Origin of the sequence: Pantoea allii, assembly GCF_002307475.1 — a bacterium.
GTDB lineage: Bacteria > Pseudomonadota > Gammaproteobacteria > Enterobacterales > Enterobacteriaceae > Pantoea > Pantoea allii.
Window position 1 is genome coordinate 81,854 of sequence record NZ_NTMH01000037.1, and the last position, 22,256, is coordinate 104,109.

Annotated in this window: 19 protein-coding genes and 1 pseudogene; 17 read left to right on the forward strand and 3 right to left on the reverse strand. The window is 53.1% G+C overall.

Going from position 1 to position 22,256, the window contains the following annotated elements; translation table 11 throughout:
• Window positions 1–124: 124 nt before the first annotated feature.
• The 16 genes and pseudogenes from ispU to CMR03_RS16920 all read left to right on the forward strand — a co-directional run bounded on the left by ispU (window position 125) and on the right by CMR03_RS16920 (window position 19,207).
• A complete protein-coding gene (gene ispU, locus CMR03_RS16845; RefSeq protein ID WP_013024690.1) occupies window positions 125–877 on the forward strand; it encodes a (2E,6E)-farnesyl-diphosphate-specific ditrans,polycis-undecaprenyl-diphosphate synthase in 753 nt (250 codons plus the stop codon).
• A gap of 18 nt (window positions 878–895) precedes the next feature.
• A complete protein-coding gene (gene cdsA, locus CMR03_RS16850) occupies window positions 896–1,753 on the forward strand; it encodes a phosphatidate cytidylyltransferase (RefSeq protein WP_096012104.1) in 858 nt (285 codons plus the stop codon).
• A 12-nt stretch (window positions 1,754–1,765) separates the two neighbouring features.
• A complete protein-coding gene (gene rseP / locus CMR03_RS16855) occupies window positions 1,766–3,115 on the forward strand; it encodes a sigma E protease regulator RseP (protein WP_096012105.1) in 1,350 nt (449 codons plus the stop codon).
• Window positions 3,116–3,166: 51 nt separating this feature from the next.
• Window positions 3,167–5,578 (forward strand): outer membrane protein assembly factor BamA, encoded by a 2,412-nt coding sequence (bamA, locus tag CMR03_RS16860; RefSeq protein ID WP_096012106.1) that lies wholly within the window; start codon window positions 3,167–3,169, stop codon window positions 5,576–5,578.
• 96 nt (window positions 5,579–5,674) lie between these two features.
• A complete protein-coding gene (locus CMR03_RS16865) occupies window positions 5,675–6,175 on the forward strand; it encodes an OmpH family outer membrane protein (protein ID WP_063878479.1) in 501 nt (166 codons plus the stop codon).
• Window positions 6,176–6,178: 3 nt separating this feature from the next.
• Window positions 6,179–7,204, forward strand: coding sequence for a UDP-3-O-(3-hydroxymyristoyl)glucosamine N-acyltransferase (gene lpxD / locus CMR03_RS16870; protein WP_096012107.1), 1,026 nt, complete (start codon window positions 6,179–6,181; stop codon window positions 7,202–7,204).
• Window positions 7,205–7,357: 153 nt separating this feature from the next.
• Window positions 7,358–7,813 carry a 3-hydroxyacyl-ACP dehydratase FabZ gene (gene fabZ, locus CMR03_RS16875; protein WP_063878481.1) on the forward strand — a complete coding sequence of 152 codons (456 nt, stop codon included), beginning with the start codon at window positions 7,358–7,360 and terminating at the stop codon, window positions 7,811–7,813.
• A gap of 3 nt (window positions 7,814–7,816) precedes the next feature.
• Window positions 7,817–8,605 carry an acyl-ACP--UDP-N-acetylglucosamine O-acyltransferase gene (lpxA, locus tag CMR03_RS16880; protein WP_063878482.1) on the forward strand — a complete coding sequence of 263 codons (789 nt, stop codon included), beginning with the start codon at window positions 7,817–7,819 and terminating at the stop codon, window positions 8,603–8,605.
• 3 nt (window positions 8,606–8,608) lie between these two features.
• A complete protein-coding gene (lpxB, locus tag CMR03_RS16885; protein ID WP_096012108.1) occupies window positions 8,609–9,757 on the forward strand; it encodes a lipid-A-disaccharide synthase in 1,149 nt (382 codons plus the stop codon).
• The gene (gene rnhB, locus CMR03_RS16890) at window positions 9,750–10,376 is read left to right on the forward strand and encodes a ribonuclease HII (RefSeq protein WP_096012109.1); all 627 of its coding nucleotides are present in this window, start codon (window positions 9,750–9,752) and stop codon (window positions 10,374–10,376) included. Before lpxB ends, rnhB begins: the two co-directional genes overlap by 8 nt.
• 28 nt (window positions 10,377–10,404) lie before the next feature.
• A complete protein-coding gene (dnaE, locus tag CMR03_RS16895) occupies window positions 10,405–13,887 on the forward strand; it encodes a DNA polymerase III subunit alpha (protein WP_063878485.1) in 3,483 nt (1,160 codons plus the stop codon).
• 12 nt (window positions 13,888–13,899) lie between these two features.
• Window positions 13,900–14,856, forward strand: coding sequence for an acetyl-CoA carboxylase carboxyl transferase subunit alpha (gene accA, locus CMR03_RS16900; RefSeq protein WP_063878486.1), 957 nt, complete (start codon window positions 13,900–13,902; stop codon window positions 14,854–14,856).
• 121 nt (window positions 14,857–14,977) lie between these two features.
• A pseudogene (locus CMR03_RS16905) lies at window positions 14,978–17,144 on the forward strand (lysine decarboxylase LdcC).
• Between the two features lie 12 nt (window positions 17,145–17,156).
• Window positions 17,157–17,546: a VOC family protein gene (locus CMR03_RS16910; RefSeq protein ID WP_096012110.1), complete on the forward strand. Its 390-nt coding sequence runs from the start codon at window positions 17,157–17,159 to the stop codon at window positions 17,544–17,546.
• 48 nt (window positions 17,547–17,594) lie between these two features.
• Window positions 17,595–18,899, forward strand: a complete 1,305-nt coding sequence (tilS, locus tag CMR03_RS16915; RefSeq protein ID WP_096012111.1) for a tRNA lysidine(34) synthetase TilS — start codon at window positions 17,595–17,597, stop codon at window positions 18,897–18,899.
• Window positions 18,899–19,207: a c-type cytochrome gene (locus CMR03_RS16920; protein WP_181377171.1), complete on the forward strand. Its 309-nt coding sequence runs from the start codon at window positions 18,899–18,901 to the stop codon at window positions 19,205–19,207. Before tilS ends, CMR03_RS16920 begins: the two co-directional genes overlap by 1 nt.
• A 40-nt stretch (window positions 19,208–19,247) precedes the next feature.
• On the opposite strand, the gene rof is transcribed toward CMR03_RS16920, so the two are convergent.
• Both rof and CMR03_RS16930 read right to left on the reverse strand, forming a co-directional pair.
• A complete protein-coding gene (gene rof / locus CMR03_RS16925) occupies window positions 19,248–19,508 on the reverse strand; it encodes a Rho-binding antiterminator (protein ID WP_063878490.1) in 261 nt (86 codons plus the stop codon).
• Complete coding sequence (locus CMR03_RS16930) at window positions 19,495–19,695, reverse strand: YaeP family protein (RefSeq protein ID WP_063878491.1); 201 nt, start codon at window positions 19,693–19,695, stop codon at window positions 19,495–19,497. The genes rof and CMR03_RS16930 overlap by 14 nt, the downstream gene beginning before the upstream one ends.
• A 217-nt stretch (window positions 19,696–19,912) precedes the next feature.
• Here CMR03_RS16930 and arfB point away from each other — a divergent pair, with 217 nt between their 5' ends.
• Entirely contained in the window at window positions 19,913–20,323 is a 411-nt protein-coding gene (gene arfB / locus CMR03_RS16935) for an alternative ribosome rescue aminoacyl-tRNA hydrolase ArfB (protein WP_063878492.1), read from the forward strand.
• Window positions 20,324–20,459: 136 nt separating this feature from the next.
• Here arfB and proS read toward each other — a convergent pair whose 3' ends face one another.
• Window positions 20,460–22,178: a proline--tRNA ligase gene (proS, locus tag CMR03_RS16940; RefSeq protein WP_096012112.1), complete on the reverse strand. Its 1,719-nt coding sequence runs from the start codon at window positions 22,176–22,178 to the stop codon at window positions 20,460–20,462.
• Window positions 22,179–22,256: the final 78 nt, after the last annotated feature.

A 22,256-nucleotide genomic window follows, 5' to 3' on the forward strand; every position in this document is an offset into this window, starting at 1 on the left:
TGGCTCGCGTTTAACGGTCTGTCACCAAATTCGGTGTGGCCTGGCAGACAATGTCGGGATTTGTACCGGGCGCAATGTATTCAGAAACCACAGCATTTCTGATGAAAGGAATTGATTACGCGTTATGTCGTCTGAAAATCACAACAACACCGATGACCAACAGGGAACCGGTCCACGCCACGTCGCTATCATCATGGATGGCAACGGCCGCTGGGCTAAGAACCAGGGAAAACTGCGTATCTCCGGTCACAAAGCTGGCGTGAAATCAGTGCGCCGCGCCGTAAGCTTTGCCGTCAGCAATAATCTGGAAGCGTTAACGCTTTACGCCTTTAGTAGCGAAAACTGGAGCCGTCCAGCGCAGGAAGTGACTGCCTTGATGGAACTGTTTGTCTGGGCGCTGGATAGCGAAGTGAAAAGCCTGCACAAGCACAATGTCCGCTTACGCATCATTGGTGATATCAGCCGTTTCAGCCCGCGTATTCAGGAACGTGTCCGTCGTGCAGAAGCACTGACGGAGAATAACGATCGACTGACGCTGAACATTGCTGCTAACTATGGCGGGCGTTGGGATATTATCGAAGGCGTTAAAAAGTTGGCTGAGCAGGTTCAGGAAGGCTTGTTACGCCCTGACCAGATAACCGAAGAGAGTCTGACGTCTCAACTGTGCATGAACCAGTTAGCGCCAGTGGATTTAGTGATAAGGACCGGGGGAGAGCATCGGATTAGCAACTTCCTGTTGTGGCAAATTGCCTATGCGGAATTCTATTTTACTGATGTGCTTTGGCCGGATTTTGATGAACACGTTTTTGAAGGTGCACTGAATGCATTCTCTCTGCGGGAGCGACGCTTTGGCGGCGCTGCACCAGGCGGCGCCTGAGCAATCTGGGGGTAACCTTTGCTGAAGTCTCGTCTGATCACCGCGCTGATTCTTATCCCGCTGGTGATCGCTGCATTGTTCTGGTTACCGCCTGTTGGCTTTGCAATTATTACGATCATTATCTGCATGCTTGCCGCCTGGGAATGGGGGCAGCTGTCTGGTATGGCATCTCGTCAGCAACGTGTCTGGCTGGCACTGATATGCGGCCTGGTACTGACGCTGATGCTGTTGACCCTTCCTCCTTACGAACATAACGCGCATCTGCCGCAGGTGGCTGTCTGGCTGTGGGCCTCGCTGGCCTGGTGGATCGGTGCGTTACTACTGGTTCTGTTTTATCCTGCCTCTGCCGCAATATGGCGTCGCTCCCGGCCATTGCGCCTGTTGTTTGGCGCGCTAACGGTTATCCCTTTCTTCTGGGGCATGATGGCGCTCCGTCAATATCATTACGAAGCCGATCACTTTGCCGGTGCATGGTGGCTGCTGTTTGTCATGTTTCTGGTATGGGGCGCCGATTCGGGTGCCTATATGTTTGGCAAACTGTTTGGCAAACATAAACTGGCGCCAAAAGTCTCCCCGGGCAAAACATGGGAAGGCTTTCTGGGTGGACTGGTTTCTTCCGCGTTGATTGCGGTGCTGTTTGCCAGTTTTGCGCCGCTTTCCGTTCCTACCGGCACACTGGTGATATGTGCTGTGATATCGACCCTTGCATCGGTACTGGGCGATCTCACTGAAAGCATGTTTAAACGCGAGGCCGGCATCAAAGACAGCGGCAACCTGATTCCGGGACATGGCGGTATTCTTGACCGCATCGACAGCCTGACAGCAGCAGTGCCGGTATTTGCCTGTTTATTGCTGTTGGTGTTTCAGACACTCTAAGGGCAAACAACGATGTTAAGCGTAATCTGGAGTTTTGCCGCATTTATCGTTGCACTGGGCGTACTCATCACCGTGCATGAATTTGGTCACTTTTGGGTGGCGCGGCGTTGCGGTGTGAAAGTAGAGCGCTTTTCGATCGGGTTTGGCAAAGCGTTATGGCAACGACGCGACCGTCACGGTACCGAATTTGTCATCGCCCTTATTCCTCTTGGCGGTTACGTCAAAATGCTGGATGAGCGGGTTGAAAGCGTGCCCGCTGAGCTTCGGCATCAGGCATTTAACAATAAAGCCATCTGGCAGCGCGCTTCGATTATTGCTGCGGGCCCGATTGCCAACTTCCTGTTCGCTATCTTTGCCTATTGGGTTGTGTTTATCCATGGCGTGCCCGGTATAAAACCGGTTGTTGGTGAAATTCTGAACGGTTCGGTGGCGGCAGAAGCGCAAATTACACCCGGTACGGAACTTAAGGCCGTTGACGGTATCGAAACGCCTGATTGGGAAGCTGTCCGCATGGCGCTCATCGGTAAAATCGGTGATGCCAGCACCACGCTAACGGTGAGCCAGTTTGGCGAGCAGGGGACGCAGCAGAAGCAGGTCGATTTGCGCAACTGGCAGTTCGAGCCTGATAAGCAGGACCCGGTCGTGGCGCTGGGGATTCGTCCCCGTGGGCCGCAGATTGAAACGACCCTGGCTGAAGTGCAAAAGAATTCGCCAGCCAGTGAAGCCGGTTTGCAAGCTGGCGACAGGATCGTTAAAGTCGATGGTCAGTTATTAACGCAATGGCAGCTTTTTGCCACTCAGGTTCGGGATAACCCTGGAAAAAGCATCGCTCTTGAGGTCGATCGTAACGGTGAAGCGGTGCAGTTAACCCTGACGCCGGAAGCGAAGCCTGGGAATACAGCGCAAGGATTCGCAGGGGTGATCCCCCGCGTTGTGCCATTGCCAGACGAGTACAAAACGGTAAGACAATATGGTGCGTTTTCAGCCATTGGTGAAGCCAGTGTAAAAACCTGGCAATTAATGAAGCTGACCGTTTCCATGTTGGGCAAGTTAATAACCGGTGATGTGAAGTTGAACAACCTGAGCGGCCCGATTTCGATTGCGCAAGGTGCAGGTTTGTCAGCTGAGTACGGAATGATTTACTACCTGATGTTCCTGGCGTTGATTAGCGTCAACTTAGGAATTATCAACCTGTTCCCGCTACCGGTTTTAGATGGTGGGCACTTGCTCTTCCTTGCGATCGAAAAGATTAAAGGTGGACCGGTGTCCGAGCGAGTTCAAGACTTTAGTTACCGCATCGGTTCAATACTGCTGGTGATGTTAATGGGGCTTGCACTTTTCAATGATTTCTCACGTTTGTAACCGCTGGAACGCGAGCTTGCGTGGGATGTGTTAGGAAAACGCATAATAACGATGGCGATGAAAAAGTTGCTCATAGCGTCGCTGCTGTTTAGCAGCGCCACCGTTTACGGTGCAGACGATTTCGTGGTGAAGGACATTCATTTCGAAGGGCTGCAGCGAGTCGCCGTTGGCGCGGCTCTGCTGAGCATGCCAGTTCGGGTTGGCGATACGGTGAATGACGATGACGTCAGAAATACCATTCGCTCCCTGTTCGCAACTGGCAACTTTGAGGATGTTCAGGTCCTGCGAGATGGTAATACGCTGATTGTTCAGGTCAAAGAACGTCCCACCATCGCCAGCATTACCTTTAGCGGTAACAAAGCGGTTAAAGACGATCAGCTCAAACAAAACCTTGAAGCCTCAGGCGTGCGCGTCGGCGAAGCGCTGGACCGCACCACCATCTCTTCTATCGAGAAGGGACTGGAGGACTTCTACTACAGCGTGGGCAAATATACCGCCAGCGTTAAAGCCGTAGTCACGCCGCTGCCGCGTAACCGCGTCGATTTGAAACTGGTGTTTACCGAAGGTGTTTCTGCAAAGATTCAGCAGATCAACATTGTAGGTAACAAAGCGTTTAGCTCAGATGAGTTGATTTCTCGCTTCCAGTTGCGCGACGAAGTGCCGTGGTGGAACGTCGTGGGTGACCGTAAATATCAGAAGCAGAAACTGGCGGGTGACCTTGAAACCCTGCGCAGCTTCTATCTGGATCGCGGTTATGCCCGTTTCAACATCGATTCGACGCAGGTCAGCCTGACGCCGGACAAGAAAGGCATCTACATCACCGTTAATATTAACGAAGGCGATCAGTACAAGATTGCTGGCGTTATCGTCAACGGCAGCATGGCAGGCCATTCGGCTGAAATCGAACATCTGACAAAAATACCGGCGGGCGAGCTGTATAACGGCACGAAAGTCACGTCGATGGAAGATGATATCAAGAAGCTGCTGGGCCGCTATGGCTACGCTTATCCCCGCGTTGTGACGCAGCCTGAAATCAACGATGTCGATAAAACCGTTAAGCTGCATATCAACGTCGATGCGGGCAACCGTTACTACGTGCGTAAAGTGCGCTTCGAAGGTAATGACACATCGAAAGATGCCGTCTTGCGTCGTGAAATGCGTCAGATGGAAGGTGCCTGGCTGGGCAGCGACCTGGTCGATCAGGGCAAAGAGCGTCTGAACCGTACGGGTTATTTCGAAACCGTTGATGTCGATACGCAGCGTGTACCAGGTTCACCTGACCAGGTTGACGTGGTGTATAAAGTCAAAGAGCGTAACACCGGTACCTTTAACTTTGGTGTGGGCTACGGTACGGAAAGCGGCGTCAGCTTCCAGGTCGGCGTAACTCAGGATAACTGGCTCGGTACCGGTAATACCGTAGGTATCAGCGGGACCAAAAACGACTATCAGACCTATGCAGAATTCTCTCTGACCGATCCTTACTTCACCGTTGACGGTGTGAGTCTGGGCGGCCGGGTGTTCTACAACAACTTTAAAGCCAGCAACGCGGATCTCTCCGGCTATACCAACAGAAGTTATGGTACAGACGGGACATTGGGCTTCCCAATCAATGAGAACAACTCGCTGCGCGTCGGTCTGGGCTATGTCCATAACGACCTGTCAGACATGCGTCCGCAGGTTGCAATGTGGCGCTATCTTGACTCGGTTGGTAAGCCACAGCAGTTGAACAGCAATGGTGACTTCTCGGCTGATGACTTCACCTTTAACTATGGCTGGACATACAACACGCTGGACCGTGGTTTCTTTGCCACCTCAGGTAACCGTACTAACCTGAACGGCAAGGTCACGATTCCGGGTTCTGACAACCAGTTCTACAAAATGACCTTAGACAGTCAGCAGTATGTTCCCATTAATAAAGATCATACCTGGGTTGTCTTAGGCCGTGGTCGTGTTGGTTATGGCGATGGACTCAGCGGTAAAGAGATGCCGTTCTATGAGAACTTCTATGCCGGTGGCTCCAGTACCGTGCGTGGCTTCCAGTCCAACACCATTGGTCCTAAAGCGGCTTACCTGAACGATGGCTCTTCCTTCTGTAACCTGAGCGATCCGAACGGTATTTGTAAGTCGAGTGATGCCATCGGTGGTAACGCCATGGCGATTGCCAGCCTTGAGCTGATCACGCCGACCCCGTTCCTGAGTGAGAAATATGCTAACTCAGTTCGTACCTCGCTGTTTGTCGATGCAGGTACGGTCTGGGATACCAAATGGCAGAACACGGCGGAAACGCGTGCTGCTGGCATTCCTGACTACAGCGATCCGAACAATATTCGCGTTTCGACCGGTGTATCTTTACAGTGGATGTCGCCGCTGGGGCCGTTGGTATTCTCTTACGCCCAGCCGATCAAGAAAGTTGATGGAGATAAGTCAGAGCAGTTCCAGTTTAACATTGGTAAAACCTGGTAATGCTCTACACAGGGATGTGAAAAAATTAGCTTGCAGGCGTGGCGCATTGCTATGCTCCACGCTGCAAACATACATGTTGAGGGTAAGGAGTTTATAGTGAAAAAGTTGTTATGTGCAGTTACTCTGGGTGTTGCATTGGCTGCTTCTGCTGGCGCACAGGCGGCGGACAAAGTCGCAACTGTTGATCTGAGCCAGGTTTTCCAGAAATCACCTCAGCGCGCGACCATCACCAAACAGCTCGAGAGTGAGTTCCAGGGCCGCGCGGCAGAACTCCGTTCTCAGCACGATAAAATCCAGCAGGAAATGCAGGATCTGCAGCGTAATGCGCCAACCATGAAAGCCAGCGAGCGCAGCAAGAAAGAGAAGCAGATCACCGCTGAGCGTGATGCATTCCAGGTGAAAGCGGATGCGTTCGAAAAAGACAACCAGACGCGTCAGGTTCAGGAACGTAACAAGTTACTGGAAAAAATCCAGACCGCTGTTCAGTCTGTTGCCAAAAGCGGCGGTTATGACCTGGTGCTGAATTCTCAGGCTGTTCTGTATTCGGGTTCCGATGTTAAAGACATCACCGATGATGTTGTAAAGCAGGTTAAATAATCGATGTCATCAATTCGACTGGCTGATTTAGCCCAGCAGTTGGATGCAGAATTGCACGGAGATGGCGATATCGTCATCTCCGGCATTGCTTCTATGCAATCCGCCACCTCTGGTCAAATCACATTTCTTGCCAACAGCCGTTACCGCGAGCAGCTCGCCCTGATTCAGGCATCAGCCGTGGTGCTGACGGAAGCGGATCTGGAGTGGTGTAAAACCGCTGCGCTGGTGGTCAAAGACCCTTATCTCACCTATGCGCGCATGGCGCAGTTGCTGGATACGACGCCGCAGCCGGCGCAGCATATTGCACCCAGCGCCGTAATCGATTCCAGCGCCAGACTCGGTGAAAATGTCTCTGTCGGTGCGAATGCCGTTATTGAGTCCGATGTTGAGCTCGGTGATAACGTTGTCATCGGCGCTGGCTGCTTCGTCGGCAAAAAAACCCGTATCGGCAAGGGCTCGCGTTTATGGGCTAACGTCTCGGTTTACCATGAGGTGCAGATTGGTCAGGATTGTCTGATTCAGTCCGGTACCGTCATTGGTTCGGATGGGTTTGGTTATGCTAACGATCGCGGCAACTGGGTGAAAATACCGCAGTTGGGCTCCGTGGTGATTGGCGATCGGGTAGAAATTGGTGCCTGTACCACCATCGATCGTGGCGCTCTGGATAACACTCTGATCGGCAATGGTGTTATCATAGACAACCAGTGTCAGATTGCTCACAACGTGGTTATTGGCGACAATACTGCGGTTGCTGGCGGTGTGATCATGGCGGGTAGTTTGAAAATTGGTCGTTATTGTATGATTGGCGGTGCCAGCGTCATCAATGGCCATATGGAAATCTGTGACAAAGTGACCGTAACCGGCATGGGCATGGTTATGCGTCCGATAACAGAACCTGGTGTATACTCCTCAGGGATTCCATTACAGCCCAACAAAACCTGGCGCAAAACTGCAGCGTTGGTGATGAATATCGATGAAATAAGCAAACGCTTAAAAGCAATCGAGCGGAAAGTCGGTAAAGACGACTAAACGCCATCCCATGACTGACCGGCTTTCATAATAACAGTGTTAAGCAGGGAAGCCAGGCGCCACGGAACCTATTTGCGGCCTGCCAACGATCATGATGATCGGTGCAGGCCGTGTTATTGATGTCATCAGATTTTTTAGGACAGGAAGAGTATTTTGACTACTGAAACTCATACTCTGCAAATTGAAGAGATTTTAGAGCTGCTGCCGCATCGTTATCCGTTTCTGCTGGTAGACCGCGTGCTGGATTTTGAAGCAAACAAATATCTGCGCGCCGTGAAGAACGTCTCCTTTAACGAACCGTTTTTCCAGGGACATTTCCCTGGTAAACCGATTTTTCCCGGCGTGCTGATTCTGGAAGCGATGGCTCAGGCCACCGGCATTCTGGCATTCAAAAGCGTAGGTAAACTGGAGCCAGGCGAGCTTTATTATTTTGCTGGCATTGATAATGCCCGTTTCAAGCGTCCGGTTGTACCGGGCGATCAAATGATCATGGAAGTGACCTTCGAGAAAACCCGTCGCGGTCTGACTCGCTTTACTGGCGTAGCGACTGTCGATGGTAAAATCGTCTGTGAAGCGACCATGATGTGTGCCCGTAGCCGGGAGGCATAATTCGTGATTGATCCAACCGCCAACATACATCCCAGTTCAGTGATCGAAGACGGGGCAATTATTGGCCCCGGCGTGCATATTGGCCCTTTCTGTTTTATTGGGGCAAATGTCGAGATTGGTGAGGGAACCGTACTCAAGTCACACGTGGTGGTGAATGGCCATACGCGTATCGGCAAAGACAATCAGATCTATCAGTTCGCATCGATTGGCGAAGTGAATCAGGATTTGAAATACGCGGGTGAACCTACCCGGGTTGATATTGGCGACCGTAATCGCATCCGTGAAAGCGTGACGATTCATCGCGGTACGGCGCAGGGTATTAACACCACGACCATTGGTAGCGATAACCTGTTTATGGTGAATGCCCATATCGCCCATGACTGCGTGGTGGGTAACCGCTGTATTTTTGCAAATAACGCGACCCTGGGTGGGCATGTCACTGTGGATGATTTCGCTATCATTGGCGGCATGACGGCGGTGCATCAGTGGTGCACTATTGGTTCACATGTCATGATCGGCGGTTGTTCAGGCGTTGTTCAGGATGTCCCTCCGTATGTGATTGCGCAAGGCAACCATGCCACGCCATTCGGTATCAACATTGAAGGCCTGAAGCGCCGTGGCTTCAGCAAAGAAGCACTGCACGCTATCCGCAATGCCTACAAGTTACTTTATCGCAGCGGCAGAACGCTGGATGAAGTCAAACCGGAAATCGAAGCGATTGCTCAGCAGCACAGCGAAGTGCAGCCTTTCTTTGATTTCTTTGCCCGCTCAACACGTGGATTAATTCGCTAATTCATGTCAGCGCGTCCCCTTACGATAGCCCTGGTCGCCGGAGAAACCTCTGGCGACATTCTTGGCGCAGGCCTGATTCGGGCTTTAAAAGCCCGTCATCCTGATGCCCGCTTTGTCGGTGTCGCTGGCCCGTTGATGCAGGCCGAAGGCTGTGAAGCCTGGTACGAGATGGAAGAACTGGCGGTAATGGGCATTGTTGAGGTGCTGGGGCGGTTACGGCGTTTATTGACGATTCGCCGCGATTTGACCCAGCGCTTTATCTCGCTCAAACCTGACGTATTTGTTGGGATAGATGCGCCGGATTTTAACATCACGCTGGAAGGCAACCTCAAACGCGCAGGTATTCGCACCATTCATTACGTCAGTCCCTCTGTCTGGGCCTGGCGGCAAAAACGTGTGTTTAAAATTGGTCGCAACACCGATCTGGTGCTGGCGTTTCTGCCTTTTGAAAAAGCGTTTTACGACCGTTTTAATGTCCCCTGCCGCTTTATTGGACACACGATGGCCGATGCCATGCCGCTACAGCCCGACAAATCAGCGGCGCGCCGTCATCTGGGCATAGATGAGGATGCGCTCTGCCTCGCGTTGCTGCCGGGCAGTCGCGGTGCCGAAGTCGAAATGCTCAGTGCAGACTTCCTCAAAACGGCGCAACGGCTGCGCCAACATTATCCGTCGCTGGAAATTGTTGTGCCCTTGGTTAACGCTAAGCGCCGCGAGCAGTTTGAAAAAATCAAAGCGGAGGTTGCGCCTGAGCTGCCAATGCATCTGCTGGATGGACAGGGACGGGAAGCGATGGTGGCCAGTGATGCTGCACTGCTGGCGTCCGGCACGGCCGCGCTTGAGTGCATGCTGGCAAAATGTCCGATGGTTGTCGGCTACCGCATGAAGCCGTTCACCTTCTGGCTGGCTAAGCGACTGGTCAAGACTGACTACGTTTCATTGCCAAACCTGTTGGCCGGGCGTGAGTTGGTCAAAGAGCTGTTGCAGGATGAATGTCAGCCTGAGGCGCTGTCAGCCGCGCTGGACCCGTTGCTGCACGCCAGTAGCGAACGTGAAACGCTGCTGCATACTTTTTACGAACTGCATCAGCAGATTCGCTGGAACGCCGATGAACAAGCCGCAGATGCGGTGCTGGAGCTCGCCAATGGCTGATTTTATCTATCCTGCTGCCCGGTGCATTGCCGGTGTGGATGAAGTGGGCCGCGGGCCATTAGTGGGCGCGGTGGTGACCGCCGCCGTGATCCTCGATCCCGCCAACCCGATCCCCGGTCTGGCGGACTCCAAAAAACTGTCCGAAAAACGCCGCCTGGCGCTGTTTGATCAGATCAAAGAGAAAGCGCTCGCCTGGAGCCTGGGGCGCGCAGAGCCGGAAGAGATCGACCGTCTTAATATCCTGCATGCCACCATGCTGGCAATGCAGCGCGCGGTGGCTGGCTTGCCGCTCACGCCAGACTTTGTGCTGATTGATGGCAATCGCTGCCCGGCGTTACCGATGCCTTCTCTGGCCGTGGTAAAAGGGGATAGCCTGGTTGCCGAAATCAGTGCCGCGTCCATCATTGCCAAAGTCACGCGCGATCGCGAAATGGCAGAACTGGATTTGTTGTTTCCCCAGTATGGTTTCGCGCAACATAAAGGTTATCCTACGGCGTTACATAGGGAAAAGTTAACGCAGTACGGTGCGACACCTCATCATCGGCGCAGCTTTGCGCCTGTGCGCAATGCGCTGATTGATGCCGACGTGCTGGCGAGCAGCCTGACCACGCTGCGCTAATCCGACCTTGTTTTAACCGGAAACTGATATGGCCGAACCTCGTTTTATACATCTGCGCGTTCATAGCGACTATTCAATGGTCGACGGTCTGGCGAAAACCGGGCCGTTGGTTAAGAAAGCGGCTGCGCTTGGTATGCCAGCCATTGCGATTACCGACTTCACCAACCTTTGCGGTCTGGTGAAATTTTACGGTGGTGCGCATAGCGCAGGGGTTAAACCAATTATCGGGGCAGATTTTAACGTTGCCAGCGAGTTAATGGGCGATGAACTGACCCAGATTACCGTGCTGGCGACCAATAACACCGGCTATCAAAATCTGACGCTGCTGATCTCTCGTGCTTACCAACGGGGATACGGTATTGCCGGCCCCATTATCGATCGCGACTGGCTGGCTGAACTGCAGGAAGGACTGATTCTGCTGTCAGGCGGGCGACGCGGGGATGTGGGCCGTAGTCTGCTGCGCGGTAACAGTACCCTGGTGTCGGATTGCCTGGCTTTCTACCAGCAACACTTTGCCGATCGCTACTTCCTGGAGTTGATCCGTACCGGTCGTCCTGACGAAGAGAGCTACCTGCATGCGGCGGTTGAGCTGGCGATTGCAGAAGGAATCCCGGTTGTTGCCACTAACGAAGTCTGCTTCATCAATGAAGAAGATTTCGATGCCCATGAGATCCGGGTTGCCATTCATGATGGTTACACGCTCGACGATCCTAAGCGTCCGCGCAACTACAGCCCTCAGCAATATATGCGCAGTGAAGAAGAGATGTGTGAGTTGTTCGCAGACATCCCGGAAGCGCTGGAAAACAGCGTAGAGATTGCTAAGCGTTGTAATGTGACGGTACGACTGGGTGAGTACTTCCTGCCTCAGTTCCCTACCGGCGATATGACCACCGAAGACTTTCTGGTGGTGAAATCACGGGAAGGGCTGGAAGAGCGTCTGGCGATGCTGTTCCCTGACGAAGCCGAGCGCGCAGAGAAGCGTCCAGAATACGACGAGCGTCTTGAGGTCGAGCTTAACGTCATCAACCAGATGGGTTTTCCGGGCTACTTCCTGATCGTGATGGAATTTATCCAGTGGTCCAAAGACAATGGCGTGCCGGTCGGTCCGGGACGTGGTTCAGGTGCGGGATCGTTGGTGGCCTATGCACTCAAGATCACCGATCTTGATCCGCTGGAGTTTGACCTGCTGTTCGAACGCTTCCTGAACCCGGAACGTGTCTCCATGCCCGACTTCGACGTCGATTTCTGCATGGAAAAACGCGACCAGGTAATTGAACACGTTGCCGACATGTACGGCCGCGAAGCCGTGTCCCAGATCATTACCTTCGGAACGATGGCGGCGAAAGCGGTGATTCGGGATGTCGGTCGCGTACTGGGCCATCCTTATGGTTTCGTCGATCGTATTTCAAAACTGGTGCCGCCCGATCCCGGCATGACGCTGGAAAAAGCCTTTGCTGCGGAACCGCAACTGCCGGAAATCTATGAGGCAGATGAAGAGGTCAAAGCGCTGATCGATATGGCGCGCAAGCTGGAAGGGGTAACGCGCAACGCCGGTAAACATGCGGGTGGTGTGGTTATCGCGCCAACGAAAATCACCGATTTTGCGCCGCTTTACTGTGACGAAAACGGACAGTATCCGGTTACGCAGTTCGATAAAAATGATGTGGAATATGCCGGTCTGGTGAAGTTCGACTTCCTGGGACTACGCACGCTCACCATTATTGACTGGGCGCTGAAGATGATTAACCCGCGCCGTGAAAAGCAGGGTCTGCCGCCGATTGATATCGCCACCATCCCGCTGGAAGACAAAAAGAGCTTTGATATGCTGCAGCGCGCGGAGACCACGGCGGTCTTCCAGCTTGAATCGCGCGGCATGAAAGATCTGATTAAGCGCCTGAAACCTGACTGCTTCGAAGATATGATCGCTCTGGTGGCGCTGTTCCGCCCTGGCCCGTTGCAGTCGGGCATGGTGGATAACTTTATCGACCGTAAGCATGGTCGTGAAGCCATCTCCTATCCTGATATCCAGTGGCAGCATGAAAGCCTGAAGCCGGTACTTGAGCCAACCTATGGCATCATCCTTTACCAGGAACAGGTCATGCAGATCGCCCAGGTCCTGTCAGGCTATACGCTTGGCGGGGCGGATATGCTGCGACGCGCCATGGGTAAAAAGAAACCCGAAGAGATGGCTGAGCAGCGCTCAATATTTAAAGACGGCGCGGAAACAATGGGCATCGACGGTGAACTGTCGATGAAAATCTTCGATCTGGTAGAGAAATTTGCTGGATATGGTTTTAACAAATCGCACTCTGCTGCTTATGCGCTGGTGTCCTACCAAACGCTGTGGCTGAAAGCGCATTACCCGGCTGAGTTTATGGCGGCGGTAATGACGGCCGATATGGACAACACCGAAAAAGTGGTTGGCCTGGTGGACGAATGCTGGCGCATGGGGCTGAAAGTCTTGCCGCCGGATATTAACTCAGGGCTGTATCAGTTCCACGTGAACGATGAAGGCGAGATCGTTTACGGCATTGGCGCGATTAAAGGCGTGGGTGAAGGCCCGATCGAAGCGATCATTGATGCGCGTAATGAGGGCGGTTACTTCCGTGAACTGTTCGATCTGTGCGCGCGCACTGACACCAAAAAGATCAACCGTCGGGTTATGGAAAAGCTGATCATGTCCGGTGCCTTTGATCGTCTGGGGCCGCATCGTGCTGCCTTGATGAGTGCGCTGAACGATGCGCTGAAAGCGGCGGATCAACATGCGAAAGCCGAAGCCATCGGCCAGGCGGATATGTTTGGCGTGCTGGCCGACGAGCCTGAACAGGTCGAACAGTCTTATGCCAGCGTTACGCCCTGGCCAGAACAGGTGCAGTTGGATGGTGAGCGAGAAACCCTTGGGTTGTATCTTACCGGCCATCCCATTAACCAGTATTTAAAAGAAATTGAGCGTTACGTTGGCGGGATGCGTTTGAAAGATATGCATCCTACCGATCGTGGTAAGATTACCGTCGCGGCAGGTCTGGTGATTGCGGCGCGTGTAATGGTGACCAAACGCGGCAACCGAATTGGTATTTGTACACTTGACGATCGCTCTGGTCGTCTCGAAGTCATGTTATTTACCGATGCGTTAGATAAATACCAGCAACTGCTGGAGAAAGACCGTATCCTGATCGTTAGCGGACAGGTCAGCTTTGATGACTTCAGCGGTGGGCTTAAAATGACCGCCCGGGAAGTCATGGACATCGACGAAGCGCGCGAAAAATACGCGCGCGGACTTGCTATCTCGCTGACGGACAGGCAAATTGATGACCAGCTATTAAACCGACTCCGTCAGTCCCTGGAACCTCATCGTTCAGGGACAATTCCGGTGCATCTCTACTATCAGAGAGCCGACGCGCGAGCGAAGCTACGCTTTGGTGCAGCGTGGCGAATTTCGCCCAGCGATCGTTTACTCAACGATTTGCGGTCGTTAATTGGGTCGGAGCAGGTGGAACTGGAGTTTGACTAAAACAGGAACATTATGAGTCTTAATTACCTGGATTTTGAACAGCCAATTGCAGAACTGGAAGCGAAAATTGATTCGCTTACCTCGATTGGTCGTCAGGACGATAAACACGTCAATCTCGACGAAGAAGTGAAGCGACTGCGCGAGAAAAGCGTTGAGCTGACCCGTAAAATCTTCGCCGATTTGGGCGCATGGCAGATTGCGCAACTGGCACGTCATCCATTACGTCCTTATACCTTTGATTATGTGCGCAATGCCTTTGACGATTTCGATGAGCTGGCGGGTGACCGTGCTTATGCGGATGACAAAGCCATTGTGGGCGGGATTGCGCGACTCGATGGTCGCCCGGTCATGATCATTGGTCACCAGAAAGGACGTGAAACCAAAGAGAAGATTCGCCGTAATTTTGGTATGCCAGCACCAGAAGGCTATCGCAAAGCGCTGCGCCTGATGGAAATGGCTGAACGCTTTAAGATGCCTATCCTCACCTTTATCGATACGCCGGGTGCTTATCCCGGTGTCGGCGCGGAAGAGCGCGGTCAGTCTGAAGCGATTGCCCGTAATCTGCGGGAAATGTCAGGTCTGAAAGTGCCGGTGATTTGTACGGTCATCGGTGAAGGCGGGTCAGGTGGCGCGCTGGCGATTGGTGTTGGTGACAAAGTTAACATGCTCCAGTACAGCACGTATTCTGTCATCTCTCCGGAAGGCTGTGCCTCAATTCTGTGGAAAAGCGCCGATAAAGCGCCGCTGGCTGCAGAAGCGATGGGCATTACCGCTCCGCGTCTGAAAGAGCTAAAGCTGATTGATTCGGTTATCCCTGAGCCACTGGGCGGTGCACATCGTCACCCGGTTGAAATGGCACAGTCGCTGAAAAAGCAACTGTTGGCCGATCTGGCCGATCTGGAAGGACTCAGCACCGAAGAGCTGTTAGATCGCCGTTATCAACGGCTGATGAGCTACGGTTACGCCTGATTCAGCCTCATCAAGCTAAAGCGGACTTCGGTCCGCTTTTTTTATGCCACTAATCTGACTGCAGTATAGCGGTATGATTCGCTATGCTTACTCAATGCCTCAACAATCAGGGAGATGTGCATTGAATATTCTGGCGATCATGGGCGCGCACGGCGTGTTTTTCAAAGATGAACCCTTACGCGAGCTGGAAGTCGCACTGAGTCAGCAAGGTTTTCAACTTATCCATCCCAAAAATCATGACGATTTGCTCAAGCTCATTGAGCACAATCCCCGAATCAGCGGTGTCATTTTTGACTGGGATGAGCACAACAGCCCGGAGCTGTGCGGCGAAATTAATCAGCTCAATGAACATCTGCCGCTGTATGCCTTTATCAATACCCATTCTCAGATGGATATCAGTATCAACGAAATGCGTTTGCCCCTGCATTTCTTTGAGTACGCGCTGAATGCCGCCGAGGATATCGCCTTACACATTCGCCAGTACACGGATGACTACCTCGACAACATTACACCGCCGTTAACCAAAGCGTTGTTTACCTATGTGAAAGAGGGGAAGTACACCTTCTGTACGCCAGGCCATATGGCCGGCACCGCCTTCCAGAAAAGCCCGGTCGGCTGTTTGTTCTATGACTTTTTTGGCGCTAATACGCTGAAGTCCGATATCTCCATTTCGGTAACGGAACTGGGCTCGCTACTTGATCATACCGGGCCGCATCTCGACGCTGAGGAGTACATCGCCAGAACCTTTGGTGCAGAACAAAGTTATATGGTGACTAACGGTACCTCGACCTCGAATAAGATCGTGGGGATGTATGCGGCACCGGCAGGCAGCACCATACTGGTGGATCGCAACTGCCATAAATCGCTCACCCACCTGTTGATGATGAGCGATTTGATCCCTGTCTGGCTGAAACCGACACGTAACGCATTAGGCATTCTGGGCGGGATTCCGCAAAAAGAATTCACCCGTGCCAGCATCGAGCAGAAGGTCGCCGCCACGCCGCGCGCAAGCTGGCCGGTCCATGCGGTGATCACCAACTCGACCTATGATGGTTTGCTCTACAACACGCAATACATCAAACAAACGCTGGACGTGCCATCGATCCACTTTGATTCTGCCTGGGTTCCTTATACTAATTTCCATCCTATCTATGAGGGAAAAAGCGGCATGAGTGGCGAGCGGGTGCCGGGTAAAGTCTTTTATGAAACCCAGTCCACGCATAAACTGCTGGCAGCGTTTTCTCAGGCGTCGCTGATTCATATTAAAGGCGAGTATGACGAGCAGACGTTTAATGAAGCCTACATGATGCACACCACCACCTCACCCAACTACGCCATCGTTTCATCCATTGAGACGGCGGCGGCGATGCTGCGGGGGAATCCGGGTAAAAGGCTTATCAATCGCTCAGTGGAACGCGCACTGCACTTTCGTCGCGAGATACAGCGGTTGCGAGAGGAGTGCGACAGCTGGTTTTTTGATATCTGGCAGCCTGAACACGTCGATGAAGCCCAGTGCTGGCCGATCCAGCCGGGGGGAAGAAGACTGGCATGGATTTACCCAGGCCGATCGCGATCATATGTACCTTGATCCGATCAAAGTGACCATTCTGACACCGGGCATGAGCGAGCTGGGCGAGATGGCAGAAGAGGGGATTCCGGCCGCGCTGGTGGCAAAATTTTTGGATGAGCGCGGGATTGTGGTTGAAAAAACCGGCCCTTACAATCTGCTGTTCCTCTTCAGCATCGGCATCGATAAAACCAAGGCGATGAGCGTGCTGCGGGGATTAACGGAATTTAAGCGCGCCTACGATCTCAATCTTCGGGTCAAAAATATGTTGCCGGATCTCTATGCGGAAGATCCTGATTTTTACCGTAACATGCGTATTCAGACGCTGGCGCAGGGGATTCATCGTCTCATCCAGCAACATGATCTACCCAGGCTCATGTTGAAAGCGTTTGATGTCTTACCCGAAATGAAAATGACGCCGCATCAGGCTTTTCAGCAGCAGGTCAAAGGCAATATTGAAACGGTGAGCATCAATGCGCTGGTGGGCCGCATCTCCGCCAACATGATCCTGCCTTATCCTCCCGGTGTCCCGCTGGTAATGCCCGGTGAAATGATCACAGAACAAAGTCGCGCCGTACTCGACTTCCTGTTAATGCTGTGTAGCATTGGACGCCATTATCCCGGCTTTGAGACAGATATTCACGGCGCGACCTTAACCGAAGAGGGTGAGTATCGGGTTCGTGTGCTGAAACAGGCTGAATACCAGGATATCAATGTTTAACAGGGAGCAAACATGCTGCAGCTAACGCACATCCATCACATCGCCATCATTGCGTCTGACTACCCGCGCAGTAAAGCTTTTTACTGCGACATTCTGGGCTTTGAATTGCAAAGCGAGCACTACCGTGAAGCGCGTGATTCCTGGAAAGGGGATCTGGCATTGAACGGCCAGTATACGATTGAGCTGTTTTCTTTTCCGGCGCCGCCTGCCCGCGTCAGTCAACCGGAAGCCTGCGGCTTACGTCATCTGGCCTTTAGCGTACCGGATGTCGAGGCCGCGGCAGATTATCTGACGAGCCAGGGCGTAACATGTGAACCGATTCGCATCGATGCGCTGACCGGTAAACCCTGTACGTTCTTTGCCGATCCGGATGGTTTGCCGCTGGAACTCTATCAAGCGTAAAATAGCGACTTTATGGCTACACCGCTAGCCGTCTCATGGATTGACATCATGTCTGATTTCGACGCACTGCTGAATGAGCGTGACGCGCTGGTCGTGGCCTTTAGCGGTGGCCTGGATTCGACCGTCCTGCTGCATCAGCTTCGGGCCTGGCAGCAACGTCATCCGTTATCCCGGCTACGTGCGCTGCATGTGCACCATGGCCTCAGCCGGAATGCCGATGACTGGGCGGCGCACTGCCTGAATGTGTGCGAACAGTGGCAGATCCCCTGTGACGTTCTGCGTGTGCAGATCGCGGAGAAGGGACAGGGCATCGAAGCGGCGGCGCGTCAGGCGCGTTATCAGGCACTGAGCCAGGCACTCCACGAGGATGAAAAGCTGCTGACTGCGCAGCATCTGGACGATCAGTGTGAAACGCTGCTCCTGGCGCTGAAGCGCGGCAGCGGCCCGGCGGGCCTGGCGGCCATGCCGATGCTGACCACGCTTGCCGGACATCCCTTATTAAGACCACTGCTACACCATTCCCGCCTGAGCCTGGAGCAGTATGCCGACGCGCACCAACTGACCTGGGTCGAGGATGAAAGTAATCAGGATCTGCGTTATGACCGCAACTTTTTACGTCAGCAGCTATTACCTGCGGTACTGAGCCGCTGGCCGCATTTTGCCGAGGCGACGGCACGCAGTGCCGCCTTGTGTGGTGAGCAGGAGCAACTCCTGGATGAATTGCTGGCCGGGCAACTCAGCGAGCTAATACAACCCGACGGTAGCCTGTGCTTTACGCCGTTACTGACCATGAGTGAGGCGAAAGGGAATGCCCTGTTGCGTCGCTGGCTGGCCAGACAGGGTGAGAAGATGCCCTCGCGGGAAGCATTACGCCGTATTCGTCAGGACGTCATGCTCTGCCGGGAGGACGCCCAGCCGCGGTTAACGTTAGGGAACCACGAGATCCGTCGCTACCGCCAGCAGCTTTACCGCTTGCCTCTCAGCGCGTCCTTAACCGACTGTGAAATGGCATGGCCTGACCTCAATCAGCCCCTGGTTTTACCGCAGAACCTGGGCGTACTCACGTCCGAAAAAAACGTGAGTACGCTTCGCTGTCCACAGCCGGAGGAGCAGGTATTCGTGCGGTTTTACGCAACAGGCTATGTTCATATTGTGAATCGCACAGGGGGACGTGACATAAAGAAAATCTGGCAGATGCTGAATATTCCCCCCTGGCAGCGTACGCGCATTCCATTAATTTACTTTAATCAGACACTGATTAGCGCGCCCGGGCTGTTTGTCACCCGTGAGGGTGCAAGTCAGGATGCCCATGGCTGGCAAGTCAACTGGCAGAAAACGACGGGAGCGCCGTGATGATACAACGACTAGCAGCCTTGCTGCTGCTAACCGTCTTACCGGCCCACGCCGCAGGCGATGTGAAAGCGGGCGAACAACGTTCGGCCGCCTGCATGGCCTGCCACGGGGCACAGGGGAAAGCGACCGCGCCCCTTTATCCTAATCTGGCCGGGCAAAATGCCGCTTATCTTAATCATGCGCTACAGGCTTATAAAAAAGGGGAACGAAGCGGCGGTCAGGCTGAAGTGATGAAGGCGTTTGTCGCAGGCTTAAGTGATGACGATATGGCAAACTTAGCCGCGTACTACAGTGCGTTAAAACCTTGATGAGATGGGCGGGAGTGCATCCCGCCCGACGGGAAGTGAATTACTCTTCGCTGACAACAACGGTGCCAAGTTCAGGATGGCTAAAGCTGGCAATGTGGTCGAGACGTAGCTCGCGTGTTTCACCGGAAAGATCAATCGCCAGGTACTCAACGTTTTTACGTGAAAGAATATCCCTGGCCTTGGCCTTGAGCTGTTCGCCATCTTTCAACTCCAGCGTCAGCATCCAGTTTTTTTGGCAGGCGAGTTCCAGATTATCGTAGTCATCGCAATTGATGGGTTTATAAGCTTCATTCATCAACATAGTCGCTCACCAATAAGTTTGCGGCGGCATAGGCCGCCTGTTCCCTGAGAGAAGCATTTAGCGCAGCATTCGCGGCAATATCATCAAGCGCTTTTAAGGCGCAGCCTATGGCATCGGGTACATATCCCAGATCCCCGCTGCCGATTTCGGCATATTTTTGGCGAACTAACTCACAATATTTTTGCACAGGCACCTCCTCAGCAGAGCATAAATACCCTGGTTGATTAGCGACTATATCACAGGCATTTCCAGAAAATCAGCCAGGCAAAAGCAGGAACAACGCGCAAATCACTGCTAAAGTAGCTGGCTATGCAGTATCAGACGACTCAGGATAAAGCACGAAAGGTTAAGTTGATGAACAGCCCAGGACAAAAACACACGAATTGGACGCAGGCAGGTGGCAGATGATTATGCTGTCACGTAACGTGGAGCTGCCGGACAGTGAAATTGAGCTGACGGCCATTCGGGCGCAGGGTTCCGGCGGTCAGCATGTGAATAAAACCAGCACCGCCATTCATCTGCGTTTTGACATTGCCGCCTCGTCCTTGCCACCGTTCTATAAAGAGCGGCTGTTAAATGCCAGCCATCATTTAATTACGGGTGAGGGAACCGTCATCATTAAGGCGCAGGAATACCGTAGTCAGGAGATGAACCGGGAAGCGGCACTGCAGCGGCTGATCAACCTGATTCGTGAGCTTACCACGGTAGAGAAAGTCCGGCGGTCAACGCGGCCTACGCGCGCTTCGAAAGAGCGCAGGCTGGAAGGCAAGTCGCGTCGCAGTAGTACCAAAGCGCTGCGCGGCAAGGTGCAATAACGCTTAGATGCTCGTGCGCGCGGGACTTAATAACCGCAATACGTGTCTGTGGGTTCTGAAAGCGTAAATAAGCGACAGAGCAGGGCGTTATTCAGCGGGGAATAAAAACGCCCCATGAAGGGGCGTTTTGAGGGCGTTACTTATTCAGTGCGTTAAGCAGGAACCCGACAATCTCATCCTGCTTGATCATCTGTTTCTCACCGGTACGACGGGCTTTATACTCAATCTCGTGATTATCAAGATTGCGGTCGCCAATCACGATGGTGTGCGGTACGCCAATCAGTTCCATATCGGCAAACATCACACCCGGACGCTCTTTACGATCGTCCAGAATCACTTCTACGCCTTTGGCGCGCAGCGTGTTGTACAGCTCTTCTGCTAACTCTTTCACGCGGAACGATTTCTGCATGTTCATGGGCAGAATCGCCACCTCAAAAGGTGCCAGTGCTGCAGGCCAGATGATGCCGCGATCGTCATGGTTTTGCTCGATGGCCGCGGCAACGACACGGGTAATACCGATACCGTAACAGCCCATGGTCATGACCTGGTTACGACCATCCTCACCCTGTACAGAGGCTTTCATCGCTTCGGAGTACTTGGTGCCCAACTGGAAAATATGGCCGACTTCGATACCGCGTTTAATCTGCAATGTACCTTTGCCGTCCGGACTAAGGTCGCCTTCCACAACGTTGCGGATATCGGCCACCTGCGCCATAGAAAGATCGCGTTCCCAGTTGATGCCGAAATAATGTTTACCATCAATGTTGGCACCGGCGCTGAAATCGCTCATCTTCGCCACCGTACGGTCGGCAATAACCGGCATATTCAGCCCGACCGGACCGAGCGAGCCTGGACCGGCACCGACCGCTGCGCGGATCTCGTCTTCTGTCGCGAACGTCAGGGGAGAAGCGACAAGCGGTGATTTTTCTGCCTTGATTTCATTCAGCTCGTGATCGCCGCGAACCAGTAACGCAACCAATGCGTGACCGCTTTCTTCTGCTCCCTTAACCATCAGGGTTTTCACGGTTTTCTCAATCGGCAGCTGGAACTGACTCACCAGTTCTGCGATGGTTTTGGCATTCGGCGTATCGATCTGGCGCATCTCTTCTGCAGGCGCAGGACGATCGCCAGCTGGCGCGACGGCTTCAGCCAGTTCAATGTTGGCAGCGAAGTCAGACTCCGTGGAGAAAATCACATCATCTTCACCACTTTGTGCCAGTACCTGGAATTCGTGAGACGCGCTTCCACCAATCGAACCGGTATCAGCCTGCACCGCGCGGAAATCCAGGCCCATACGGCTGAAAATCTGGCTGTAGGCGCGGTACATCGCGTCATAGGTTTCCTGCAGCGATTCCTGGGTCGTATGGAAAGAGTAGGCATCTTTCATGATGAATTCACGCGAACGCATCACGCCAAAGCGCGGGCGCACTTCATCACGGAATTTGGTCTGGATTTGATACAGATTCAGCGGCAGCTGCTTATATGAGCTCAGCTCATTGCGAATCAGATCGGTAATCACTTCTTCATGCGTCGGGCCGAGCACAAACGGACGCTCGTGGCGATCCGCAACACGCAGTAATTCTGGGCCGTACTGCTCCCAGCGCCCGCTCTCTTGCCACAGGTCTGCGGGTTGGACCACAGGCATTGAAATCTCAATGGCACCGGCGTTGTTCATTTCTTCACGAACGATGTTTTCGACTTTTTTTAATACGCGCAGACCGGTTGGCAGCCAGGTATATAAACCCGAAGCCAGTTTACGGATCATTCCGGCACGCAGCATCAGCTGATGGCTGATCACTTCCGCGTCAGAAGGTGTCTCTTTCTGAGTAGAGAGCAGATATTGAGTAGTACGCATTGATTACGATTCCAGTTGATCGGAAATTCACAGACAAAAATTTGCTGGCGGCTAGTGTACCAGTGAGATCACTGGCTA